At 65.7% G+C, this 24,607-nt stretch carries 11 protein-coding genes; 3 read left to right on the top strand and 8 right to left on the bottom strand.

Annotation, left to right across the window (positions count from 1 at the left end):
• Positions 1 to 7 precede the first annotated feature (7 nt).
• Entirely contained in the window at positions 8 to 4,171 is a 4,164-nt protein-coding gene (locus AC1D02_RS01715) for a YhdP family protein (RefSeq protein WP_477313069.1), read from the bottom strand.
• Between the two features lie 181 nt (positions 4,172 to 4,352).
• Between AC1D02_RS01715 and glnE the strand changes: the two genes are divergently transcribed.
• Positions 4,353 to 7,091: a bifunctional [glutamate--ammonia ligase]-adenylyl-L-tyrosine phosphorylase/[glutamate--ammonia-ligase] adenylyltransferase gene (gene glnE, locus AC1D02_RS01710; protein WP_477313067.1), complete on the top strand. Its 2,739-nt coding sequence runs from the start codon at positions 4,353 to 4,355 to the stop codon at positions 7,089 to 7,091.
• 84 nt (positions 7,092 to 7,175) lie between these two features.
• Here the strand turns inward: glnE and AC1D02_RS01705 are convergent, their stop codons facing one another.
• The 5 genes from AC1D02_RS01705 to tkt form a co-directional block, all read right to left on the bottom strand.
• Positions 7,176 to 8,978, bottom strand: a complete 1,803-nt coding sequence (locus AC1D02_RS01705) for a DUF885 domain-containing protein (RefSeq protein ID WP_477313065.1) — start codon at positions 8,976 to 8,978, stop codon at positions 7,176 to 7,178.
• A gap of 161 nt (positions 8,979 to 9,139) precedes the next feature.
• The gene (locus AC1D02_RS01700; RefSeq protein WP_477313063.1) at positions 9,140 to 11,968 is read right to left on the bottom strand and encodes a TonB-dependent receptor plug domain-containing protein; all 2,829 of its coding nucleotides are present in this window, start codon (positions 11,966 to 11,968) and stop codon (positions 9,140 to 9,142) included.
• Positions 11,969 to 12,240: 272 nt separating this feature from the next.
• Positions 12,241 to 14,220, bottom strand: coding sequence for an alpha/beta hydrolase family protein (locus AC1D02_RS01695; RefSeq protein WP_477313061.1), 1,980 nt, complete (start codon positions 14,218 to 14,220; stop codon positions 12,241 to 12,243).
• Between the two features lie 207 nt (positions 14,221 to 14,427).
• Positions 14,428 to 15,441, bottom strand: coding sequence for a type I glyceraldehyde-3-phosphate dehydrogenase (gene gap, locus AC1D02_RS01690; protein WP_477313059.1), 1,014 nt, complete (start codon positions 15,439 to 15,441; stop codon positions 14,428 to 14,430).
• Between the two features lie 77 nt (positions 15,442 to 15,518).
• On the bottom strand, positions 15,519 to 17,513 hold the full coding sequence (tkt, locus tag AC1D02_RS01685) for a transketolase (RefSeq protein WP_477313057.1): 1,995 nt from the start codon (positions 17,511 to 17,513) through the stop codon (positions 15,519 to 15,521).
• Positions 17,514 to 17,646: 133 nt separating this feature from the next.
• On the opposite strand from tkt, the gene AC1D02_RS01680 reads away from it, so the two are divergent.
• Positions 17,647 to 18,372 (top strand): 16S rRNA (uracil(1498)-N(3))-methyltransferase, encoded by a 726-nt coding sequence (locus AC1D02_RS01680; protein ID WP_477313055.1) that lies wholly within the window; start codon positions 17,647 to 17,649, stop codon positions 18,370 to 18,372.
• A 7-nt stretch (positions 18,373 to 18,379) separates the two neighbouring features.
• Here the strand turns inward: AC1D02_RS01680 and AC1D02_RS01675 are convergent, their stop codons facing one another.
• Positions 18,380 to 19,153: a tetratricopeptide repeat protein gene (locus AC1D02_RS01675; protein WP_477313053.1), complete on the bottom strand. Its 774-nt coding sequence runs from the start codon at positions 19,151 to 19,153 to the stop codon at positions 18,380 to 18,382.
• A gap of 179 nt (positions 19,154 to 19,332) precedes the next feature.
• A complete protein-coding gene (locus AC1D02_RS01670; RefSeq protein ID WP_477313051.1) occupies positions 19,333 to 22,437 on the bottom strand; it encodes a TonB-dependent receptor in 3,105 nt (1,034 codons plus the stop codon).
• A 403-nt stretch (positions 22,438 to 22,840) separates the two neighbouring features.
• Here AC1D02_RS01670 and AC1D02_RS01665 point away from each other — a divergent pair, with 403 nt between their 5' ends.
• Complete coding sequence (locus tag AC1D02_RS01665; RefSeq protein ID WP_477313049.1) at positions 22,841 to 24,469, top strand: NAD(P)/FAD-dependent oxidoreductase; 1,629 nt, start codon at positions 22,841 to 22,843, stop codon at positions 24,467 to 24,469.
• Positions 24,470 to 24,607 lie beyond the last annotated feature (138 nt).

Here is a 24,607-nt window from a genome sequence, read left to right as displayed (position 1 = left end):
CGCTCCCTTATTTTTTGACCGCCGCGGCCGGCAGCGGCGTGCGGCGGTCGAGCTTGGTGATCACCGGGGCTTTCCACGGCCCTTCGACCTTCATCTGGTAGGTCAGCGCCTTCATCATCGGCGCGCGCAGGAACAGCTGCGCCAGGAAGCTGCCCAGCCCGATCACCGGATTGACCGCCAGCGCATACACCAGCGGCCCGGTGCCGAGATTGAATTCGGGGATCACCACCACGTGCAAATTCGTGGTCTCGTGCGCGATGTCGGCCGTGCCGTCCATCAGCACCGTGGCGGCGACGCCGTGCATCTTGAGGTTGTCGGTCTTGAGCACGCCCTTGGCGATGATGGCGTTGGCGCTGATGCCGTCGAACGCCAGTCCCTCCGAGAACACGTCGTGGAAGTCGAGCTTGAGCAGGCGCGGCAGCGCTTGCAGGCTGAGCACGCCGAGCAGCTTGGCCGCGCCCGGGTCCTGCTTGAGGAACTGGCCCGATTCGACCTTCATCTCGATCTGGCCCGACAGGCTCGGTATGTCGAGCGAGTACGGCAGCCCCATCCAGGCGATGTCGCCCGACAGCTTGCCCTTGCCGCGCTTGAGCGTGCCCGGGAAGCCGAAACGGTCCAGCAGGCGCCCGGCGTCGGCGATGTCCATCGTGAAGTTGACGCTGGTGTTGCTCTTGCCGTCGCGCGTCAGCCATTTGCCGGTGGCCTTCAGGTCGCCGTCCGGATTGACCAGCGACAGCCGGTTGATGCGCCACTCGCGCCCCGCCAGCGCCTTCTCGTTGCTGGCCACCAGTTCGAGCCGGCCCAGCTGCTTGTTGAACAGTTCGAAGCGCTCTGCCACGATGTCGAGCGCGGGCACGCTCGCCGTCGCGCTCCTGCTCCCTTCGAGCAGGTCCTTCACTTCCGCTTCGGCCGACTCCGGAATGATCAGGGTGGCCAGGCGCGCTGTCACCTTGCCCAGGCCCTGCCCGCTCGGCCCCTCGTTCCACGTCACGTAGCCGGACGCCTGCTTCGAATCGATGCTGGCCTGCCAGGTGTCCTTCTGGTGCGAGGCGCCGACCACCACGTTGTCGAGCTTGCGATCGGCGACGATCAGCTCGTTCGCGCGCGCCGCCATCACGTCCGGCACCACGTACTGCGCCAGGCCCTGCGGCCCGCTCGCCGCGTCGGGCGCCGGCGCCGTCGCCGCCGGCCCGGCGATGCCGCTGCCCAGCGCGATCCACTGGTCCACGTTGAGCGACTTCATGTTGGCGTTGACCATCACGCCGCTGTCGGGCTCGGGCGCCGGCACGTTGACGCCGATGCCGCCGCGCACCACGTTCCACGGCGCCTTGCCCGACTTCTGGCGCAGGTAGCGCGCCGAGATGGCCGATCCGAGCGTGATGCGGATGTCGTCGCGCGCGATGGCCGGGTCGCCGGTCGGCATGCCGGTCAGCACGAAGTGCAGCGGCAGCGTCTCGGCGGCGGCCGGCTTGTTCAGCGGCGCCGGGAACGCCAGCCCGAGGCCGCCCAGGGTCGAATCGACCGTCACTTCAACCTTGCGGTCCTTCACGGCGATCGCGCCGGTGAAGCGCGCCGCGCCGCTGAAGTGGCTGACCAGGCGCTGCATCGCCGGCGCCGGCCAGGTCTTGCGCATGCCGTCGGCGCTGGCCGTGCCGGCCATGCGGATCACGATGCCGCCTTCTTTCTGGGTGCCGCCGGTCAGCGCCAGCGGCCCGCCGAGGAAGCTGGCGCCGACGCCGTTCAGCGCCACGGCGCGCTCGGTAAAGTCGATCTTGCCGATCGCCGCCTGCAACGGCGGCAAGTCGTCGAACAGCACGATGTCGTTGCTGAGCAACTGCAGGCTGCCGGCGACCTTGGTGTCGGCCAGGCGCGCCAGCGGCATGCGCAGCTTCAACCCCAGCTTGGCGGAGTTGCTCGTCCTGGCGTCGTCGGTGAAGTGGCCGATCCAGTCGGTCACCGGGCTGGCCGCGACGTACTTGAGGAACTCCTGCAGCGGGCCGGCGGCGCCGCCGTCGATCTCGAGCTGCATGTCGTGCGTCATCAGGTCGGGGATCACCGCCTTGACGCCGACCAGCTGGACGCCGCCGGTCTGCGCGGTGTCGGCCTTGATTTCCAGGCGGCTGCGGTCGAACACGATGCTGCCGTCGATCTTTTCGGCCTGCGGCCATAGCGGCGCCTTGCCGTCCTTGCCGAAGCGCCCCGGCGTGTAATTGAGCTTGGCGCCCGCGAGGCGGCCGGCGACGTGGAACTCGCCGCGCGCGCGCTCGGCGGCCGTGTCGGCCCGATACGGGAACTGCGCCAGCTCGCCGCGCAGGCGCACGGTGGCGTCTTCCAGCGTGCCGTCCTCGAGCGCGCCGACCAGCCAGGCGCGCAGGTGCGGCGGCGTCTGCAGCGGCAGGAAGCGGTCGATGCGGTTGATCTGGAATCCGTCCAGGGTGCCGTGCAGGTCGGCCACGCCGAACTTGCCGGCGCCCGGCGTGAGCGGCATCAGGTGCTTGCCGGCCAGCGAGCCGTGCAGCTTGCCCTGCGCAAAGGAGAGGCCGTCGAGCTGCAGCGCCAGCTGGTCGGCCTTCGGGTAGGACCAGCGCGCCTGCATCTTCAGCTGGTCGAACGGCATCGCCGGCTCGGCGAAGAAGTGCGGCATCTGCAGCACCAAGTTGGTCGAGTCGAGCGCCAGCGCGCCGCCCTGGTCGCTGGCGTCGATGGTGCCGGTCAGGCGGTCGAAGCCGGGAATCGCCGGCATCGCCGCCACCGCCGGCGTGCTGGCCGTCTTCGGCTGCGCCGGGCGCGGCGGCTGGGCGTTCAGGCCGAGGTTCTCGACCCGGCCGCGCACCCGGTAGGTCGAGATGGCGGGATAGGCGCCTTCCCATTCGGCCGAGAAATCGAGCAGCTTACCGCGCGGCTTGAAGTCGTCGAGCATCGCGCGCTTGCTCGGCTGCATCGGCAACTGCGCCGCCAGTTCGGCCAGTGTCGCCAGGTCGATCGCGCGCGCGCTGACCACGACCTTTTCCGGCTTGCCCCTGGACGCCGGCGTGAACATTTCCGACAGCGTGGTCGGCGGCAGGGTCAGGCCGTCGACGGTGACGACCGAAAAATTGTCCAGCGTGACGCTGTGGCCGTGCGCGCCGAACGAAGGCCTGCCGTCTTCGACGCCGTCGGGGAACTGTTCGCGCGCCGACAGGCGCCCGGTGGCGCTGGCCAGCTCCAGCGGCGGCAGGTCCCGGCCCAGCTTCGCGCTGACTGCGGCCAGCGCGACGTCGGCGGTGAAGCCGGCCAGCTTGGCGTGGTCGAGCGAGAGCCAGGCGCGCACCGAGCCCCTGCCCTGGGTCAGCTGGAACGGATAATCGAAGTAGGGCTTCCAGCCGGCCAGGTCGGTGTCGCGCAGGTCGGCGTACAGCTCGCCCTTCCACAGCGAGACGTCGGCGCGGTTGCCGGCGAAGCGCGGGCTGGTGAAATCGGCGCGCACGTCGAGCGGCTGCGCGAGGCTGGCCGGCGGCGTCGCGTGCAGCGCCACGCGGTGGTGGTTCCAGGTGTTGAGCAGCAGCAGGTCGACGTTGTCCAGCGCCAGCTCGGGCGCGCCGCGCAGCTGGTCGGTCCAGTTGATCTTGCCCTGGCGGATCAGGATGTGGCTCTGGCGCAGCACCCAGTCGTTCGGCGCGCCGCCGGCCTGGCTCTTGAGCACGATGCCGGCCACCGACAGCTTGCCGGCCGGGTCGCGCCGCACGTCGAGCGTGGGACGGATGATTTCGAGCGACTCGAAGCGGGCCACGCCGGTAAACAGGCTCGACCAGCCGAGGGTGGCCGACACGCTCGGCAGCGACAGCGCGGCGCGGCCTTGCGGATCGCGCAGCATCACGTCGCCCAGGAACAGGTTGGGCCGCAGTCCGTCCCACGAGGCGTAGATCCGGGCGATCGTGACCTGGTTGCCGACCGCGCGGCTGGCCAGGCGCTCGATGTCGCCCTTGTAGTAGTCGATGTTGGGCAGGATCGCGTAGCGCAGCGCCAGGAACAGCAGGGTGAAGGCGAAGTACAGCAGCAGCGCCAGCTTGACGGTGAAGCCGAGGATATGGTGCGAGGCGAGATTGCAGATACGATAGGCCGCACGCAGCCTGCGCCAGCGCTCCGCCAGCGGCAGGTGCGCGGTGACGCCTTCGGATTCAGGCTGCTGCATCAAAACACTAATAGGTCGCTCGCGGGTGAGAAATTCGTCAAAAAACAGCGCGCTTGCGCCAACGCGTCCGCCTGCCGTACCATCTTGCTGACCCGACACTTGCCGGGCGGCCCAATTCTACCCCATGGCGGGCGATTCCCAAGCGCACTTTCACTCTGTTTCACTCTGCCGGACAGTTTCCATGCACCCACTTTCGCAGGCCTCGACATCGCGCTTCTACCAACGCTGGCTGGCGGCCGATCCGGGCCGCGCCGCGCGGGTCGAAGCGCTCAGCCGATTATCGCTTGACCAGCTGGATTTTGGCGCGGAACTGGCCACCGAGGCGGCAGCATCGGCGGACCGGCCCGCCCTGCCCTTGCCGCGCGCGCTGCGCCGCCTGCGCAACCTGCTGGTGGCGGCGATCATCCGGCGCGACCTGGACGGCCAGGCCGACCTGGCCGAAGTGGTGGCGGCGATGACGGGCCTGGCCGACTTCGCGATCCAGGCCGCGCTGGCGCCGCTGATGGACGAACTGGTCGCGCAGCACGGCATGCCGATCGGCGCCGAGTCCGGCCTGCCGCAGCAGATGATGGTGCTGGCGATGGGCAAGCAAGGCGGCGGCGAGCTGAATGTATCGTCCGACATCGACCTGATCTTCGTCTACCCGGAGGACGGCGACACCGCCGCCGGCCCGGGCCAGCGCACCCTGTCGAACCATGAATTTTTCGGGCGCCTGGGCAAGAAGCTGATCGCCGCGCTGTCGGAAGTGATCGAGGACGGCTTCGTGTTCCGGGTCGACATGGCGCTGCGCCCGAACGGCAATTCGGGACCGCTGGTGGCCAGCCTGTCAATGGTCGAGAACTACCTGATCGTGCAGGGACGCGAGTGGGAGCGCTACGCCTGGGTCAAGGCGCGCGCGGTCACCGGCACGGCGGCCGACATCGCGGCCCTGGACGCGATCGTGCGGCCGTTCGTGTTCCGGCGCTACCTCGATTTCGGCGTGATCGACGCGATCCGCACCATGCACGGCCAGATCCGCGCCGAGGTCGATCGCCAGGAGCGCCTGCATCCGGACCGCAGCAACAACGTCAAGCTGGGACGCGGCGGGATCCGCGAGATCGAATTCCTGGCGCAGGTGTTCCAGCTGATTCGCGGCGGGCGCGACGCCACGCTGCGCGACCGCTCGACCCGCGCCACCTTGCGGGTACTGGCCGACAAGGACCTGCTGCCGCGCGAGACGGTCGACCGCCTGCTCGACTCCTACACTTTCCTGCGCAACCTCGAACACCGCCTGCAATACCTCGACGACGCGCAGACCCACACGCTGCCGGCGGGCGATGCCGAGCGCGCCATCATCGCGCGCATGATGAACCTGCCCGGCACCGGGGCGCTGCTGGCCGCGCTGGCCGCGCACCGCGAGTTCGTCGCCGCGCAGTTCGACGCCATCTTCTCCGACAAGAGCGACAGCGGCGACTCGGTCAACCCGCATTCGAGCGACGCCGCGGCGGACCTCGACAACCGCGCCTCGATCGAAGCGCGCCTGACCGAGCTTGGCTTCGACAATGCGGCGGCAGCCGCCAGCCGGCTGATGGCGACCTGGCAGGCGCCGCGCCTGCAGGCGCTGCCCGAAGCGAGCCGCACGCGCCTGCTGGCCCTGCTGAACGCCGCGCTGCCGCTGATCGCCCGCGTGATCGGCGAAGCGGGCGTGGGCAGCCACAGCGCGACGCTGGCGCGCCTGCTCGACTTCTTCGAAGCGATCGCGCGACGCTCGGCCTACCTGTCGCTGCTGACCGAATACCCGCACACGCTGGAGCGCGTGATCCGCATGATGAACGCCAGCGGCTGGGCCGCAACCTTCCTGGCGCAGCACCCGATCCTGCTCGACGAACTGCTGGACGACCGCCAGCGCGGCGCGGCGCCCGACTGCCCTGCCCTCGCGCTCGAACTGCAGTCCCAACTCGATGGCGCGGCAGGCGACACCGAGCGCCAGATGGACGTGCTGCGCGAATTCCACCACGCCCAGCTGTTCCGGCTGCTGGCGCAGGACCTGGGCGGCACGCTGACGGTGGAGCGGCTGGCCGACCACCTGTCGGCGCTGGCCGACCTGATCGTCGCGGCCACCATCGGCGCCGCCTGGCAGGCCATCGCCACGCGCCACCGCGAAGTGCCGAAGTTCGCCGTGATCGCCTACGGCAAGCTCGGTGGCAAGGAGCTGGGCTACATCTCCGACCTCGACGTCATCTTCCTGTTCGACGACGACGACCAGGACGCGCCGCACAACTACGCCAAGCTGGCGCAGCGCTTCATCACCTGGATGACGGCGCATACGTCGGCCGGCATCCTGTTCGACGTCGACACCGCGCTGCGGCCGGACGGCGCCTCGGGCATGCTGGTGTCGTCGGTGGTCGCGTTCGAGCGCTACCAGAACGACGCGGCGTGGGTGTGGGAGCACCAGGCGCTGACGCGCGCGCGCTTCTGCGCCGGCGACGCCGCGATCGGCGCGCGCTTCGAGGCGATCCGCGAGCAGGTGCTGCGCAAGGACCGCAGCGCGCCAGGCGATCCTTTGATGTCCGAAGTGCTGAAGATGCGCGCGCGGATGCACGATGCGCGTTCGCCCGGCGGCACCGGCTTCGATCTGAAGCAGGACGCCGGCGGCATGATCGACATCGAATTCATGGTGCAGTACCTGGTGCTGCGCCATGCGCACCGGTACCCGCAGCTGACGGCCAACAGTGGCAACATCGCGCTGCTCAAGGTGTGCGGCGAGCTGGGACTGATCGATGCAGGACTGGCGGGTGCGGTGGCCGACGCTTATCGCGCGATGCGCAAGCTGCAGCACCAGGTGCGCCTGCAGGGGCAGGACAATGCGCGGGTCGAGCCGGCGCTCGTCGCAACGCACGCGGCCAACGTGGTCGCGCTCTGGCAGTCCATCTTCGGCTAGAGCGCCGCCGGATTCAGCGGCGCCGACATACCCGGGGTCAGGTCCGCCGGACCTGACCCCAGACCTTGGGCCGCGGCTTGGCTTCTACTTGGTCGCCGCGATCCAGCGATCGACGCGTGCTTCCAGGATCGGCAGCGGCAACGTGCCCTCCCCCAGAATCACCTCATGGAATTTCGGCAGGCTGAATTTTTCGCCCAGCGCCGCCTGCGCGCGCGCCCGCAGTTCCTGAATTTTCAGCGCGCCCATCTTGTAGCTCAGCGCCTGCGCCGGCCACACCATGTAGCGCTGCACCTGGTTGGCCGCCCCTGCTTCGCTCGCGCCCAGATGCTGCTGCATGTACCCGATCGCCTGCTCGCGGCTCCATCCCTTCGAATGGATACCGGTGTCGACCACCAGGCGCACCGCGCGCGTCAGCTCCGCGTTCAGGTGGCCGAAGTACGCCGCCGGATCGTCGAACAGTCCGAACTCCTTGCCCAGCGTTTCCGCGTATAGTCCCCAGCCCTCGGCAAACGCCGCGCTGGCCATGTACTCGGTGTTGAATTTCCTGAAGTCGGGCAGGCCCAGCTCCTTCAGCAGGCCCGCGTGCAGGTGATGGCCCGGTTGTCCCTCATGCAGGAACAATGTGGTCATGCCGGTGGTGTTGACGGCTTTCGGATCGTTGACCACCACCCAGAACACGCCGGGATGCGAGCCGTCGGCGGCGGCCGGCGTGTAGTGGTTCGATGCGGTAGCGCGCGACAGTTCCGGCTCCAGCTGGATCTCCAGCGCCGACTGGGGCAGCTTGCTGAAGTAAGCAGGCAGCTTGGCCTTGACGACGGTGTCGAGCTGGCGATAGGCGTCGAGCACCTGCTGCTCGGTGGTGAACGGCTTGAACTTCGCTTGGGCGGCGACCCACTGCGACAATCCGTTGGCCGGCCCGGTGTAGCCAAGCTTCGGTCCCAGCGCCGCCATCTGCTGCTCGATGCGCGCCACTTCCTTCAGCCCGATGGCATGGATCGCTTCCGGCGTCAGCGACAGCGTGGTGCGGTTCTTCACCAGCGCCTGGTACCAGGCCACGCCGTTCGGCAGGTCGCTCCAGCCGGTGCTTGCGCGGCTGGCCGGCAGGTAGTCGTTTTCCAGGTAGGCGACCAGACGGTCCAGCGCCGGCGCGATTTGCTCGACCGCCTGGCCGTAGGCGGCGGTCAGGGCCTGCTTGTCGGCCGCAGGGAAGCTCGCCGGCAGGTTCCGGATCGGCGTGTAGTAGATGCTGGTGTCGATGGTGGCGCTGCGCAGCTGGCGGAACTGCGGCAGCATTGCCAGCGTGATCGCCTTCGGCTGCACGATCCCGCGCCGCACGCCTGCGCGCATGTTGGCGATGGCCTGGTCGATCCAGCCCGGCAGCTGGCGGAGGCGGCCCAGGTAGGCGTGGTACTGCTTCACCGTCGCCAGAGGCTGCGAGCCGGTGCCGCTGGCGTAGTTGGCCAGCGTGCTCGGGACGTTGTCGAACTGGTCGAGCGGCAGCAGATAATCGGGAAACGCCTCCATCGCCAGCGCGCTATCGAGCTCGTAGGCCAGCAGGTCGTAATTGAGCTGGGCGCGGTCGTCCAGGCGGCCGCGCGGAATCGCGGACAGCTGGCGCCGCAGCCGGCGATAGCGCTCGTAGTGGGCGGCGCGCACTTTCGGCGCGATGCCCAGGCCCAGCTGGTCGTCGTAGCGGCCGTCGCCGTTGGCGGTCATCATCAGCGGCTCGAAGTCGGCGCGCGCGGCGTAGAACGCCGTGGCCAGCTGGTCGAGCCTGCGCGCCTGCACGACGGGGGCGGCCGATGCCTGGGCGGCAGTGACTTCGGGGGAGGCCGCGCCGAAACACAGGCAGGCGGCGAGAAGGAAACGGGGAAGGCTGGAGGGCATGGCAGGATCCTTGAGTGAAGGCAGGCGCCTTGGGTGCCTGCATTCTACGGAAACTTGCGCACCGCGGCCAGCGGCAAAGAATCAGGGCCTCGCTGGACGGTGCGGGCAAAAAAAATCCGGCGCGAACGCCGGATTTTCTGGTTCAAACAACTAGCCGCGAATTACTTGAACTTGTAGCTTGCGCCCAGGCGGAACATACGGCCAGCGCCGTTCGACAGCGCCGAGTTGAAGCCAGAGGTGCCGAAACGTGGATCGTACGGCTGCTTTTCATCCAGGAAGTTCTGGACGCTCAGCGACAGGGTCAGGTCCTTGAAGCCGGTGTACGTGTAGCCCAGGTCGAAGGTGGTGAAGCTGTGAACGCTGCAACCAGGGTAGTACTTGCTGTACTTCGACAGGCCGCCCAGCGAGTAAGCGGTCGAAGGCTGGCCCGTGCCATAGTGGCAGTAAGGCACTGGGTACTCGACGTTGTTGTCGTAGCGGCGCAGCAGCGAGATGTCACCCTGATAGCGAACCATCAGGCTGGCTTCATGCGGGCCCTTCTTCCAGCTGTTGACCAGCGTCGACTTGAAGCGTGGAATGTCGCCGACCGAGGTAGCCCAGTCGGACAGGCCGCCGTTGGTGCCGGCCGCATTGTGCTCGTAGTCGCCTGGCTGCTCCGAACGCAGGTAGGCCAGGGTGTAGCCGACGTTGAGTTTGGTGGTCAGGCTGCCGCGCTCACCCATGTTGGTGCGCAGGGTAGCGTCAACGTCGATACCGCGAACTTCGGTGGCGCCCTGGTTCACGAACGGAATCAGGATCTGCTGCAGCGAACCCGAGTCAGGGATGATGTTGCCGTTGGCGTCACGCAGCCAGTTTGCCTGGTTCTGGTCGCGGATCACGCGGCCTGGGAACTGGCTCTGGTGCTCGAGCACGAAGGTCGAGCTCGACAGCGCGGTCTCGTTTTCCTTGCGGATCTTGTAGTAGTCGATCGACAGGTCCAGGTTCTTCATCGGCGACATGATCATGCCGAAGGTCAGGCTCTTCGATTTTTCCGGCAGCAGGTTCGGGTTCGCCGCGGCGGTACCCGAAATGCCCTTGGCGCAGTCAGCGGCATCGGCGCCTGGATTAGGCGTCACGCCGTTGGTGCAACGGACTGGATCGACCACGGTCTGGAAGAACTGGACGCCGCCTGGCGACACCTGGGTCAGACTCGGTGCGCGGAAGCCGCGGGCCGCATTGGCACGGAAGGCCACCATCGGGCTGACGGTCCACTTGGCGCCGACTTTCGGTGCGAAGTTGGTCGAGAAGGTTGGGTACTTGTCGACGCGGGCTGCGAAGTCCATTTCGAACGACTTGGTGAACGGCGTACGCAGTTCCATGAAGCCCGACTTGACCACGCGGCTGCCGGCGGCCGACGCGTTCGACAGGCCGACGATGTTACCGGCCTGGGTTTCAGGATCCGAGGTCAGGCCGATTTTCTCTTCGCGCAGCTCGGCGCCGATTGCAACGCCGATCGCGCCGCCGCCCAGTTTGCCGAATTCGGTCGATGCCTTGGCATCCCACTGGGTGGTTTGCGAGAAGCCGTGGTTTTCCAGGTCGCGGGTCGACGTCGGGTCGGCCAGCAGCTGGGCGATCGTCATGCCGTTGTTCATGACCTTGTTGAAGGTAGGACGGTACAGCATGCCGAGGTAGTTCTCGGTACGCTCGCTGCGGTTCCACAGCAGGCCCGATTCCCAGTCCCAATTGCCGGCGGTGCCCTTCAGGCCAACCAGGCCGCGGTAAGTCTCGTTGACGTTCTTCTGGCCAGCGGTGTGGCCTTCCATGCGCAGGCCGACGGCGGTGCGGAAACCAGGGAATGGATTGTCAGGGTGATTGCCTGGCAGGATGAACTGGAACTGCTGCGGTGCGCCCTGTGCCAGGAACACGGCGGTCGGTGCGGTACCCTGGGTCGAACGCGGTGCGGCGAGGTAATTGCGCTCCGAGCGCGTCGCGGCGAATTCGCCGAAAGCCTGGATGTTCTGGGTGACCTGGAAGTTCACACGGCTCAGCACGCTGGCGTCCTTGCCGGCACCTTGCGCTTCGGTGTAGTCGTTCAGGTTGAAGTTACAGAAGCGGCGCCCAACCAGCGCGCTGGTGGTCGACAGGTTCTGGGTGGCCGGGTCGCCGACCAGCTGTTGCGACGGGTCGCAGTTCAGGCGGTTGATGACCTGGGAACCCAGCGCCAGGCTGTTCGAGAACGCGCCGAGGAAAGGCGCCGAGCGCTCACGGTAGAAGAACGGCGAGGCCGACAGGTTCGACGACAGCGGCGCGAGGCGGAAGTTGATGTCCGCGTACTGGGCTTTTTCGATGTCGTCGACGTCCCTGATCAGGACGCTCTGGCGCTCCGACACGTCAACCGACACGAAGCCGTTGAAGCGGTCGGTGGCCAGGTTGCCGAAACCGAAAGTGCCATTGGCCTTCTTGGTCTGGAACTTGTTCTTGTCGTTCGCGGTGTAGCTCGCCGACACCTGCGCACCCTGGTAGTCCTGCTTGGTGATGAAGTTGATCACGCCGGCGATCGCGTCGGAGCCATACACGGCCGACGCGCCGTCCTTGAAGATTTCGACGCGTTCGATGGCCGACAGCGGAATGTTGTTCAGGTCGTAGGCGGTCGACTTGCCGTTGTTCGGGTCGGCGTAGGCCGACGGGGTCAGGCGGCGACCGTTGAGCAGCACCAGGGTCGACGACGGGCCGAGGCCGCGCAGCGACGCGGTCGAAACGCCGCGCGAGAAGCTGCCGTCGGTGCTGTCGAACGAACCGCCAGCGCCCAGCGCCGGGATCTTCTGCAGCAGTTCCTGCACGGTGTTCGCGCCGCTGGCACGAATGTCGAGCGCGGTGATGGTGGTGATGGCCGACGTGCCTTCGGTGTCGACACGCTTGATGTTCGATCCGGTGACGGTAACGCGGGTCATCGGCTGATCAGCGGTTTGCTGCGCCATCGCGATGTGCGAGCCGGCAAGGGTCAATGCCACTGCAACAACGCTTTTTTTCAATTTAAATGAATGATTCAAAACACTCTCCGGTTTCAATTTTAAAATTTTTTTAAACTACTGGTTCCTGCCTGATCGGGGCCATTCGCCGCCCCGATCTACCACCACGTTGGCGCCCGCGTTTATTGCGAATTGTCCAAGGGCACGATCAAACCATTTCGCATACGCACGCGTCAATGTGTCGGGAGAAATTTCTCCGGAAAACAACATTTTCCGAGGAAATAGTTTCCCTAAATTACATTGTCAGGAATGCGTTATTTCGCCAGGTGTTTCGCCAGGAAGCGCTCGATGCGATTCCAGAAGTCGACGTTGTTGGCGGTCTTGTTCCAGCCGTGCGCCTCCTCCGGGTACACCACCCATTCCACCGGCACCTTGTTGTCGAGCAAAGCGTCGCGCATCTTCTCGCCGTGCACCAGCGGCACCCGCACGTCCTTGCCGCCGTAGGCCATCATCACCGGCCTGGTGATTTTCTTGACCTGGTACAGCGGCGAGGTTGCGCGCAGCTGCGCGGCGTCCTTGACCGGATCGCCGATCAGGTTCGGCATGCCGTATTTTTCCCAGTCGCCGCCCGAGGTGTCCGACCACGTCGAGCTGTACAGCAGGTCGATGTCGGTGACGCCGACCCAGTTGATGCCGCAGCGGTACAGGTCGGGATCCTTGGCCAGGCCCATCATGACGGCGTAGCCGCCGTAGCTGGCCCCGGCGATGCAGACGCGGTCCTTGTCGACGATGCCCTGCGCGACCAGCCAGTTGACGCCGTCGGTGACGTCGTCCTGCATGGTCAGCCCCCACTGCTTCCACGACTTGCGGAAGTGCTGCCAGCCGTAGCCGGTGCTGCCGCGGAATTCCGGCTGCAGCACAGCGTAGCCGCGCGCGGCCAGGAACTGGGCGTCTTCGTGGAAGCCCCACGATTCGCCATGCACGAACGGGCCGCCGTGCACGTACACCACCAGCGGCAGCTTCTGCGCCGGCACACCCGGCGGCAAGGTCAGGAAGCCGGGAATCTCGAGGCCGTCGCGCGCCTTGTAGCGCACCGGGCGATACTCGGCCATGCGCTCGGGATCGATCCATGGACGCTGAGACAGCAGGAAATCGAGGTTCTTCTTGTTGTCGTCGTAAAGGTAATAGCTGCCCGGATCGCGGTCCGAATACGAGCGCACCAGCATCAGGCCTGTTTCGGAGGTGCTCAAGCCGCTGATGTTGTTGACGCGGCCCGGCAGCGCGTCGTCGATCGACGCCTGCAGCGCGCGGAACTTCGGATCGACCCAGTGGATGCCCGGCTTGTCGGCGTCGTAGGAAACGCCCAGCAGGCGGCCATCCTTGCGATTGCTGATCAGGCCGCCGTTGAGGTCGACCTGCGGATGCAGGAACACGGGCGTCGGGTCCATGCGCTTGTTGTCGACGTCGAACTTGTACAGGCCCTGCTTGTCTTGGCCCGGCGCGCGCGCCAGCACATACAGGGTCTTGTTGTCGGCGTCGAACGCGACGGGCGCGATGCCGCCGGCGATCTCGCGCCCGTAGGTGCTGAGCACCTGCCACGGCGCGCCGGCCGCGGCGCGGTAGTAAACAGTGGTGACGTCCTTGATGGTCGAGGCGGCCACGCGCGGCACGCCCGCATGGTCGAGCACCCAGGAGCCAGCCTGCTCGGGCGCGTCGAACGTCAGCAACGTCTTGCGGCCGGTGCTGGTGTTGAGACGGTACAGGTCGGTCTGCTTGGCGTTGCGCTCGTAGCCGGCGACGATGATGTCGGTCGAATCGAGTTCCGGCACCGGGCCGAAATAGCTGAGCGGGCGCTGCTCCATGTTGCGGGCCTTGGGCGTGATGGTGCGGGCATTCTGGCCGTCGCGGTCGATCACGAACAGGCCGCCGCCAGTCTGTTCGCCCTTGCCGGCCTCTTCCTCGCCGACGGTATAGCGCAGGCGGTCGTTGTTGATCCAGGCCACGCCCATCACATCGTAGGTCGGCGAGCCGGCCACGACCGCCGAGGTCTTGTTGACGACGTCGATGACGACCAGCTTCTTGTGCCCGTCGATCGGCCGCAGCGCCGCCAGGTACTTGCCGTTGGGCGATAGCGACAGTTGCGAAAACTCGGCCTTCTTGAAGAAATTCTCGGTCGGGATCGGGGCGGCAACCTTGACCGCCGGCGTGGCGTCGGCGGCGGCGACGGCGGGCGCGGCTGCGGCAAGCGCCAGCAACGCGGCGAGGCAGGCGGTGTACAAACGTGTGTGCGGCATGGCGGTCCAAAAGGAAAGTGGATGAGATGTTGGTGCATGGGGCACGCGGCATCCGTGCAAACAATGCAAGAGCGCAAGATTACAACGTCACAATTACTTTTGGCAATATATCCATACCCGCTATATGCCTCGCGATATACGAAAAAAGGCGGGAAAACGTCGCCGTTTTCCCGCCCCTGTCGCTATGGCGCGCCGTGCGCGCCCGCCTTATTTGGCGTTCATCAAGGCCACGGTGGTATCGAGCATGCGGTTCGAGAAGCCCCACTCGTTGTCGTACCATGACGACACTTTGACCAGGCGGCCGGACACCTTGGTCAGGGTCGAATCGAAGTTCGACGAGGCCGGGTTATGGTTGAAGTCGATCGACACCAGCGGCTCGGTCTGGTAGGTCAGGATGTCCTTCAGCGGGCCTTCCGACGCGGCCTTCTGCATCAGCTGGTTGATTTCCTCGACCGTGGTGTCGCGCTTGGCGATGAAGGTCAGGTCGACCAGCGACACGTTGATGGTCGGCACGCGAATGGCGAAGCCGTCCAGCTTGCCGTTCAGCTCGGGCAGCACCAGGCCGACCGCGGCGGCGGCGCCGGTCTTGGTCGGGATCATGCTCATCGTGGCCGAACGGGCGCGGCGCAGGTCTTCGTGCATCACGTCCGACAGCACCTGGTCGTTGGTGTAGGCGTGGACGGTGGTCATCAGGCCGGTTTCCAGGCCGATCGCGTCGTTGAGCGGCTTGACCATCGGGGCCAGGCAGTTGGTGGTGCACGAAGCGTTCGAAATGACGGTGTCGGTCGACTTCAGCACGTCCTGGTTGACGCCGTAGACGATGGTCGCGTCGACGTCCTTGCCGCCCGGCGCCGAGATGATCACTTTTTTGGCGCCGCCCTTCAGGTGGGCCGAAGCCTTTTCCTTGGTGGTGAAGAAGCCGGTGCATTCGAGCACCACGTCCACGCCCAGCTCGCCCCATGGGATCTCGGCCGGGTTGCGCTGCGCGAACACGCGGATCGAATCGCCGTTGACGATCATGTTGTCGCCTTCGACGGTCACGGTGCCCGGGAACTTGCCGTGCGCGGTGTCGTAGCGGGTCAGGTGGGCGTTCGACTTGGCGTCGCCGAGGTCGTTGATGGCGACGATCTGGATGTCTTGTTTCTTGCCGCCTTCATAGTACGCGCGCAGCACATTGCGGCCGATGCGGCCATAACCGTTGATTGCAACTTTGATCGTCATACCTTCTCTCCTAGTGAAAAAAAATCCGTTCGCATGCGACACGGGCAGGATAACCCTGCCCGTGCCGTCCTCCAAATTTAAGCCAGTACCGACTTGACCTTGCTCACCACGTTGTCGACGGTGAAGCCGAAGTGCTTGAACAGCTCCGGCGCCGGGGCCGATTCGCCGAAGGTGTCGATGCCCACCACCGCGCCCTCCAGGCCGACGTACTTGTACCAGAAATCGGTCACCCCGGCCTCGATGGCAACACGCGGCACGCCCTTGGTCAGGACGCTGGCCTTGTAGGCGGCGTCCTGGCGGTCGAACACGTCGGTCGACGGCATCGACACCACGCGCACGGCAACGCCCTGCTCTTTCAAGGCCGCGGCCGACTTGACCGCCAGCTCGACTTCCGAGCCGGTGGCGATCAGGATGACTTTGGCGTCCGCGGCGTCCTGCAGCACGTAGCCGCCGCGCGCGATGTCGGCGATCTGGGCCGCGCTGCGCTCCATGAACGGCAGGTTCTGGCGCGAGAAGATCAGCGTCGACGGGCCATCCTTGCGCTTGACCGCGGCGCCCCACGAGACGGCCGATTCGACCGTGTCGCACGGACGCCAGTTGTCCAGGTTCGGGATCAGGCGCAGCGACGAGACGTGCTCGACCGACTGGTGGGTCGGGCCGTCTTCGCCCAAGCCGATCGAGTCGTGGGTGAACACGAAGATCGAGCGCAGCTTCATCAGCGCGGCCATGCGGATCGCGTTGCGGCTGTAGTCCGAGAACGTCAGGAAGGTGGCGCCGAACGGGATGTAGCCGCCGTGCAGGGCGACGCCGTTCATGATGGCGCTCATGCCGAATTCGCGCACGCCGTAGTTGATGTGGTTGCCCGGCTTGCCGGAACGCAGGTTGATGCTTTCCTTCCAGTTGGTCAGGTTCGAGCCGGTCAGGTCGGCCGAGCCGCCCAGGAACTCAGGCAGCATTGGTGCCAGCGCCTGGATCGCGTTCTGGCTGGCCTTGCGGGTGGCGATGTTTTCCTTCTTGTCGACGCAGGACGCGATCGCCGCGGCCAGCGTTTCTTCGAAGTTGGCCGGCAGGTCGCCGTTCATGCGGCGCTCGAGTTCGGCCGCTTCTTTCGGGAAGGCGGCGCGGTAGGCGTCGAAAGTGGTGTTCCACTCGGCTTCGACGGCGGCGCCCTTTTCCCTGGCGTCCCACGAGGTGTAGACGTTGGCCGGGATTTCGAACGGCGCGTGGCTCCACTCCAGGTGCTCGCGCACGTTCGCCACTTCCTTGTCGCCCAGCGCGGCGCCGTGCACCTTGTCGCCGCCCTGCAGGTTGGGCGAGCCCTTGCCGATCACGGTCTTGCAGCAGATCAGGGTCGGCTTGTCCGACTTGCGCGCCTGCACCAGGGCGGCGTCGATCGCGGCCACGTCATGGCCGTCGACGTCGGGGATCACGTTCCAGCCGTAGGACGCGAAACGCTTCGGGGTGTCGTCGGTGAACCAGCCTTCGACCTTGCCGTCGATCGAGATGCCGTTGTCGTCGTACAGCGCGATCAGCTTGTTCAGGCCCAGGGTGCCGGCCAGCGAGCACACTTCGTGCGAGATGCCTTCCATCAGGCAGCCGTCGCCGATGAAGGCGTAGGTGTAGTGGTCGACCACTTCAAAGCCCGGCTTGTTGAATTCGGACGCCAGCAGGTACTCGGACAGCGCCATGCCGACCGCGTTGGCGATGCCCTGGCCGAGCGGGCCGGTGGTGGTCTCGACGCCCGGCGTGATGTCCACTTCCGGGTGGCCCGGAGTCTTCGAATGGAGCTGGCGGAAGTCCTTCAGGTCGTCCATCGTCACGGCGTAGCCCGACAGGTGCAGCAGCGAGTAGTGCAGCATCGAGCCGTGCCCGTTCGACAGCAGGAAACGATCGCGGTTGGCCCACTTCGGATTGGCCGGGTTGTGGCGGTAATGGCCGTCCCACAACGCGACGGCGATTTCGGCCATGCCCATCGGCATGCCAGGGTGGCCGGAGTTGGCTTTCTGGACAGCGTCCATTGCCAGCGCGCGGATTGCGTTGGCCATCAGAGTAGTGGTTTGCATAGGTTTCATCGATCGAATTGTAGAAAGCGTAAGAATGGGGAATGCGGGGCGGGACTGGCGTCACTGAACCAACTATTTTACCAGAGCGCGGGCTGGCGCCTTAAAATGCGCCAGATTACTTAGCTCAAGCACAGGACTTTGCATGCCGCGTTTCTACTGTCCCCAGCCGCTGGCGGTGGGCAACACCATCGACCTGCCCGACCCGGTCGCCCACCACGCCTGGGTGGTGCGGCTGCAGCCGGGCGCCGAACTGACGCTGTTTTGCGGCGATGGCGGCGAATACCTGGCCCAGCTCGACGTGCTGGAGAAGCGCCGCGCCACCGCGCGCGTGCTGGCCTTCGTCGAGCGCGACCGCGAGTTGCCGTACGAAATCACGCTGGCCCAGGCCCTGCCCGAAGCGGCCAAGATGGACTGGATCATCGAAAAAGCGGTCGAGCTGGGGGTGGCGGCGATCCAGCCGCTGGCGGCCCAGCGCAGCGTGGTGCGGCTGTCGGCCGAACGGGCCGAAAAGCGCCAGGCCCACTGGCAGGGCGTGATCGTGGCGGCGTCCGAACAGAGCGGGCGCAACCGGCTGGCGCGGCTCGCGCCGCTGGACAATTACAATGCCTGGATCAGCCAGAACGGCTTGCACAAGCGCATCCTGCTGACCCCGCGCGCGACCGAGTCGCTGACCGGCTGGGCGCGCCACCAGCCGCCGCAGGCGGTGACCCTGCTGGTCGGCCCTGAAGGCGGGTATACCGAGCAAGAAGAAGACGCGGCGGTCGCGCGCGGCGCCATTGCGCTGTCAATGGGACCGCGCGTGCTGCGCACCGAGACGGCCGGCATGGCCGCGGTGGCCGCGCTCAACGCGCTTTGGGGCGGCCTGTAGCGCGACCTTATTTCTTGCCGATCGACACTGGGACGCTGCCCGACGCCGGCCGGAACCCGATCATCTTGTTGCGCAGCTGATCTTCGTTCTTCTGCTGCTCCTCCACGCTGCTGGCGTATTTCTGGACACGGGCGTACCAGGCGTCGTTGGCGGCCGTGAAGGCCTTGACCTGGCTGGCGGCGTCGGCGGCGGCGGCGGCGTAGGCCTTGTCCATCGCCGCGCGCGCGCGTTCCAGTTCGGTCAGGTTCATCAGCTTGGCGACGTCGGCGGGAATCGCCTTGCCGGCCGGCAGCTGGGCCGCCAGGCGCGCGGCGAAGCGGTCGTAGCAGGCGCGCCACTCCTTGATCTTCGCATCGGTCGCCTTGATTTCGGCCGCCGACAGGGTCACGTCGGCGATGACCGGCTGGGTGCAGCCGGCCTTGGCCAGGGTCACGTCGCCGGCGTCGCCGCCCGCCACGTAGCGGGCGATGTCGGCCTTGCGGGCGCCGCGCTGGCGCACGTTGGCGCGCGACTCGGCGGCGTCCTTGTTGCCGTTGGCCTGCGCCTGGCTGAGCCAGCGCTCGGCCAGCGCCGGGTCTTCCGGCACGCCTTCGCCGAAGCCGTACATCTCGCCGAGCATCAGCTGGGCTTCCGGGTTGCCGGCCTGGGCCAGCTTGCTGAACACCTGCTGGGCACGCGCGAAGTCGCGCGCTTCCCACGCCTTGACGCCTTCGGAAAGTTCGTCGGCCAGGGCGGCGGTCGACACCAGCGCCAGCACACACATCGCAAGCAATTTCTTCATCACCATCTCCTGGTCGAAATATTGTTCGTACTGCATCATATTCCGATATTCCCGCCGCGACACAAGGCGCCGGAAAAAAATTTGCAAGGTCCATACGCAAGACGAAAAAAAACCACAGGCTCGCGCCTGTGGTTTCGCCCACGCCGGACGGTCCGCAAGCGGCCCGTCCGGGTGGATCATCAGAACTTGATGTTGTACTCGGCCGACAGGCGCACCGAACGCGGCGCGGTGTAGCTGAGGACGCGGCCGTAGGTAGCCGACACCGTGTTGGTGCTGGTACCGTCGGTGTACTGCTCGTCGATTGCCTGGACGGTCTGCTTGTTGAACACGTTGAACACGTCCAGCTTCAGCATGACACCCTTGATTGCCGCTGGCTTGTAGGCCAGGTTCAGGTCGAGACGGGTATCCCATGGCAGGTTGCCGCGGTCGCCACGTGGAGCGGCAACGCCGTCGCAGAAGTGGAAGCTCGAGCCGTAGCCGAAGGTCGTGTACTGCATCACGCCTGCAGCGTTCTTACCCAGTGGATACTCACCCAGGCAGCTCTTCGGACGACCCGAAGCAAGCAGGGCGTTACCGCCGGCGGTCCACTCAGGCGTCGCCTGCCAGAAGCCGTAGGCCTTGATCTGGTGGGTACGATCGCTTGGCAGTTTGCCGTTGGCGTTGACCATGATTTCCGGGAAGTCCCAGGTCTGGGTCGCCGCCACGTCGGTCTGGCCAACGTCCGACAGGGTCTGGCCTTCGGTGTTACCCGAGCTGCGCGACCAGGTGTAGTTGATCTTGCCGTACCAGCCGTTGCGCATTGGATGCTCGGCGAACAGGTCGACCGCAGCGTAGGTACGCTTGGCCTTCTCGAAGCCCAGGTCGGCTGCGGACAGCTTGACCAGCGTGTGGGTCTTGCCCGCCAGCGCAGGATTCTGGTCGTTGAAGTCGATCAGGAAGGAGTTCGCTTCGCCTGGATTGAACGATGCGCAGCCGAAGCCGCCGTAGTTGTCTTCGCTCACGCCGTTACGCGCGGCCCAGGCGTCGATCGGGCGGGCATCGCAGAAGTCGTCGATGGTCTGACGCAGCTTGCGGTAGGTGGCCTTGGCGCCGAAGTTCAGGCTAGGCGAAAACGCTTTTTCGAAACCGAGGGTGACTTCATCCTGGTAAGTTGGCTTGATGTCGACCGCGGTGACGCTCAGCGGATCCTTCTTCTGGTAGTACTCGTTGTTGGCCGAGTACGGCTGGGTCAAGGCGGTCAGGCCGGACGGGGTGCCGTCGGCGTTGGTGCCGGTGTAGGTGTAGAACTTGACCGTATTGAGCGAACGGCTGGCGCCGCGCACCGAGATGTGGGTCGGGATCTGCAGGCTGTAACGGCCGGCGCTACCGAACACCTTCATCGACGAATCGCCGAACACGTCCCACGATGCGGACACGCGCGGAGCGATCTGGTTCTTCACCTTCAGGAAGGTTTCCTTGTCGCCGTTGATGTTCTCCATCTGTTCGACGCGTACGCCGCCGGTCAGCAGGATGTCCTTGGTGATCTGGAAACGGTCTTCGATGAACTGGGCCGACTGGTTCGAGTAGGTGTTGGTGGCGTCGTTGAAGATCGATTCACGGACGTAGTAACCCTGCGCAGCCAGGCTGCCAGGGGCAGCGCCGGCGCCGACGGCGACCTTGTCGGCGCCGAGCGTGATCGGGGTCAGCGGCGTACCGGTGCGGCGATAGCTCCAGATACCGCCGCCGGCGGTCACGTCACCGGCGTTCAGCGAGGTCAGTTTGTTGTCGTCCAGACCTGCGCGCAGCGTATGACGGCCCAGTTTCCACTCCAGGTCGACACGGTTGGACTTGATTTCGTCCTGGGCGCCGACTGGCAGGATGGTGCCGGTCAGGAACTGCGGGCTGGCGTAGTTGATGCCAGGAGCGAAGCCGGAACCAGCGGCGCCCGTCAGCTGGGTGACCTGGTACAGCGGCTTGGTGACGTCGTAGTTGTCGAACGTGTTGCGGTGCGGCGAGGTGCTGCGGCCGGTCAACAAGGTCAGGGTCAGGTTTTCGGTCAGGTTACCGGTGTACTTGGCGATCTGGGCGTCGATCGAGTTGCCGCCGACGTCGTAGAAGTGCTGCGACGAGGCAACCGTGCGGTTGATCGCGCCGGTGGCATAGTCGTAACCCATCAGCTGGACATCACGCTGGGTGTTGTCGCCGATCTGGGTCAGTTCGATACGATGGTTGTCGGTGATGTTCCAGTCGAGTTTCTCGAGGTGGCGACGGATCTGGCGCTGGGTTGCGCGGTAGCCTGCCTTGCCGGTCGACGAGGCGCTTGCCGCGGTCGAGTTGATCACCTGCTCGTAATCCGAATTGAGGTTTTCAGCAGCGATGAACAGGAACAGCTTGTCCTTGATCAGCGGGCCGCCGATCGAACCGCCGTAGGTCTTGCCTTCGTTGGTGTTCTGCGAATTGCGGAACAGCAGCGTGCCGTCGGTGGTCGGGTTCTTGCCCGTGTTGCCGTAGAACTGGTCGCGCTCCTTGCTGCGCCACGAGTTCGGGGTGACCGTCACGCTGACGCCGGCTTCCCAGTTGTTGGTACCGCTCTTGGTGGTGATGTTGACCACGCCGCCGACCGAACGGCCGAACTCGGCGCCGAAACCGCCGCTGATGATGTCAGCCTGGGCGATCGAATTGAACGGCAGTTCCGCGCCACCCAGCTGCGACAGCGGGTTAGTGACAGGGAAACCGTTGATGTAGTACGCATTTTCCGATGGGCCGCCGCCGCCGATACTGGCGCCGCCCTGGTAACGTGGGTCGGCGCGGGTGGTGTTCGGCGCCAGCTGGATGATCGCGTCAACGCTCTTGGCGAGTGGCAGGGCTGCCAGTTCGCGCGCGGTGAACGTGGCGCTGTTGTTGGTGTTCGACACGTCGATACGGCTGCGGCGGCCTTCGACGCGCACTTGCTGCACGCCCGATGCGGCGGCTGCGACGAACGATGCCTCGACGCCCTGGCCGATGACCAGGTCGACTTCGTTCGTGCCGGCGACGGCGCCATTGCGGACCAGTTCGACCTTGTAGTGGCCGGTTGGCAGCGCGGTGACGGTGTAGCGACCGGTGCTGTCGACGCTGACGGTACGCTTCAGGCCGGTGTCGGTGTTCAGCAGGTTGATGCTGGCGCCGGCAGGGGAATCGACGCGGCCGTAGATGTTACCGGTGGCGTTCGACTGGGCCATCGCTGGCGTCATCACAACGGCACCGAGAGCGGCGGCGCTGAAGGCGATCGACAAGGCGCGCACTAAAACTGTTTTTCTCAACATGTGATTTCCTAATTAATTATTTGAGCCGCTCGGGTAGATTGGCTCCGGTAAAGGACATTTTTTCTATCACGGTAAAACTACTTCTTACTTCTTCCTCCAACTCGCCGGGTGCGACGAAACTTAAAAATTGTTTGTTGAAGAAGATAAACAATAATTAAGTTGAACATAAAACCACATGGAAACTCCGAGTGTCAACGCAACGAAGGAAATTGTGCATATAAACAACACGCGCCCGGTTTTTCATAGGGGGAACGTCAATACGACACCTCACTCATGGTGCAGTGCAGCGTAAATTGCCCTCGAATGGATCGCAATTGCACCGCGATGGCGCCGGATCGCGGAACAACGCTGCACTGCGGTTAAAATAGCGAATTGCATTAAATTCCCCGCCCCAGAATCTGCCATGTTGCGAATCAACGAACTCAAACTCCCGCTCGACCATCCAGAAGCCGCCCTGCGCGCCGCCGTGCTGGCGCGCCTGGCCATCGACGACGACGCCCTGCTCGGCTTTTCAGTGTTCAAGCGCAGCTACGACGCGCGCAAGAAAAGCGCGATCGTGCTGATCTACGCGATCGACGCCGAGGTGCGCGACGAGGCCGGCGTGCTGGCCCGCATGCGGCACGACCGCCACGTCATGCCGGCGCCCGACACCGGCTACCGCTTTGTCGCCGGCGGCGAGCAGCTGCAGGGCCACGACAAGAACGAGCGCCCGGTGGTCATCGGCACCGGCCCGTGCGGCCTGTTCGCCGCACTGATCCTGGCCCAGATGGGCTTGCGCCCGCTGATCCTCGAGCGCGGCAAGGTGGTGCGCGAGCGCACCGTCGACACCTTCGGCTTCTGGCGCAAGCGCGAACTCAATCCCGAGTCGAACGTGCAGTTCGGCGAAGGCGGCGCCGGCACCTTTTCGGACGGCAAGTTGTATAGCCAGATCAAGGATCCCAAGCACTACGGCCGCAAGGTCCTGACCGAGTTCGTCAAGGCCGGCGCGCCGGAAGAAATCATGTACGTCAGCAAGCCGCACATCGGCACCTTCCGGCTGGTCAAGATGGTCGAACAGATGCGCGAGAACATCATCGCGCTGGGCGGCGAGTACCGCTTCTCGAGCAAGGTGGTCGACCTCGAGATCGAGCGCGACGGCGGCGACGGCCAGGTTCGCGGCGTGGTGCTGGCCAGCGGCGAGCGGATCGCCACGCGCCACCTGGTGCTGGCGGTCGGCCACAGCGCGCGCGACACCTTCGAGATGCTGTACCAGCGCGGCGTCTACATCGAGGCCAAGCCGTTCTCGATTGGCTTCCGGGTCGAGCACCCGCAATCGCTGATCGACGTCTGCCGCTTCGGCCCGAACGCCGGCAACAAGATCCTCGGCGCGGCCGACTACAAGCTGGTGCACCACGCTTCGAACGGGCGCTCGGTCTACAGCTTCTGCATGTGCCCGGGCGGCACCGTGGTGGCCGCGGCGTCCGAGCCGGGCCGCGTCGTCACCAACGGCATGAGCCAGTATTCGCGCAACGAGCGCAACGCCAACAGCGCCATCGTGGTCGGCATCACGCCCGAGGTCGACTATCCGGGCCATCCGCTGGCCGGCATCGAACTGCAGCGCCGCCTCGAGGAAGGCGCGTTCGCGCTCGGCGGCGGCACCTATGACGCGCCGGGCCAGCTGATGGGCGACTTCGTGGCCGGCCGCGCCTCCACCGCGCTGGGCTCGGTGATTCCCTCGTTCAAGCCGGCGGTGCGCCTGACCGACCTGGCCGGCGCCCTGCCGGAGTACGCGATCACGGCGATGCGCGAGGCCTTCCCCGCCTTCGACAAGCAGATCAAGGGCTACTTCCACCCGGATGCGCTGCTGACCGGGGTCGAGACGCGCACCTCGTCGCCGATCCGCATCAAGCGCCGCGACGACGACCTGCAAAGCCTGAACACGCGCGGGCTGTTCCCGGCCGGCGAAGGCGCGGGGTACGCCGGCGGCATCCTGTCGGCGGCGGTCGACGGCATCAAGGTGGCCGAGGCGGTCGCGCTGTCGATGGCGAAGTAGGTTTCAGCGCGCCGATCAAGCCGCCTTCGGGCGGCTTTTTTGCGCCCGCGCGGCGGTCGATACATTCATTCGAATGTAACAATGTGTGTCGTTTGTAAAACGATTTACGCCGATTTCCTTTCCTCCACCTTTCCGCGA

This window comes from Massilia sp. P1_C10 (assembly GCF_056406475.1).
This window is presented reverse-complemented; position numbering and strand designations above follow the sequence as displayed.

Bases quoted from the DNA above. Each gene is read 5' to 3' on its own strand.
- AC1D02_RS01715 (WP_477313069.1), bottom strand. From the start codon at position 4,171: ATGCAGCAGCCTGAATCCGAAGGCGTCACCGCGCACCTGCCGCTGGCG.
- glnE (WP_477313067.1), top strand. From the start codon at position 4,353: ATGCACCCACTTTCGCAGGCCTCGACATCGCGCTTCTACCAACGCTGG.
- AC1D02_RS01705 (WP_477313065.1), bottom strand. From the start codon at position 8,978: ATGCCCTCCAGCCTTCCCCGTTTCCTTCTCGCCGCCTGCCTGTGTTTC.
- AC1D02_RS01695 (WP_477313061.1), bottom strand. From the start codon at position 14,220: ATGCCGCACACACGTTTGTACACCGCCTGCCTCGCCGCGTTGCTGGCG.
- gap (WP_477313059.1), bottom strand. From the start codon at position 15,441: ATGACGATCAAAGTTGCAATCAACGGTTATGGCCGCATCGGCCGCAAT.
- tkt (WP_477313057.1), bottom strand. From the start codon at position 17,513: ATGAAACCTATGCAAACCACTACTCTGATGGCCAACGCAATCCGCGCG.
- AC1D02_RS01680 (WP_477313055.1), top strand. From the start codon at position 17,647: ATGCCGCGTTTCTACTGTCCCCAGCCGCTGGCGGTGGGCAACACCATC.
- AC1D02_RS01675 (WP_477313053.1), bottom strand. From the start codon at position 19,153: ATGAAGAAATTGCTTGCGATGTGTGTGCTGGCGCTGGTGTCGACCGCC.
- AC1D02_RS01670 (WP_477313051.1), bottom strand. From the start codon at position 22,437: ATGTTGAGAAAAACAGTTTTAGTGCGCGCCTTGTCGATCGCCTTCAGC.
- AC1D02_RS01665 (WP_477313049.1), top strand. From the start codon at position 22,841: ATGTTGCGAATCAACGAACTCAAACTCCCGCTCGACCATCCAGAAGCC.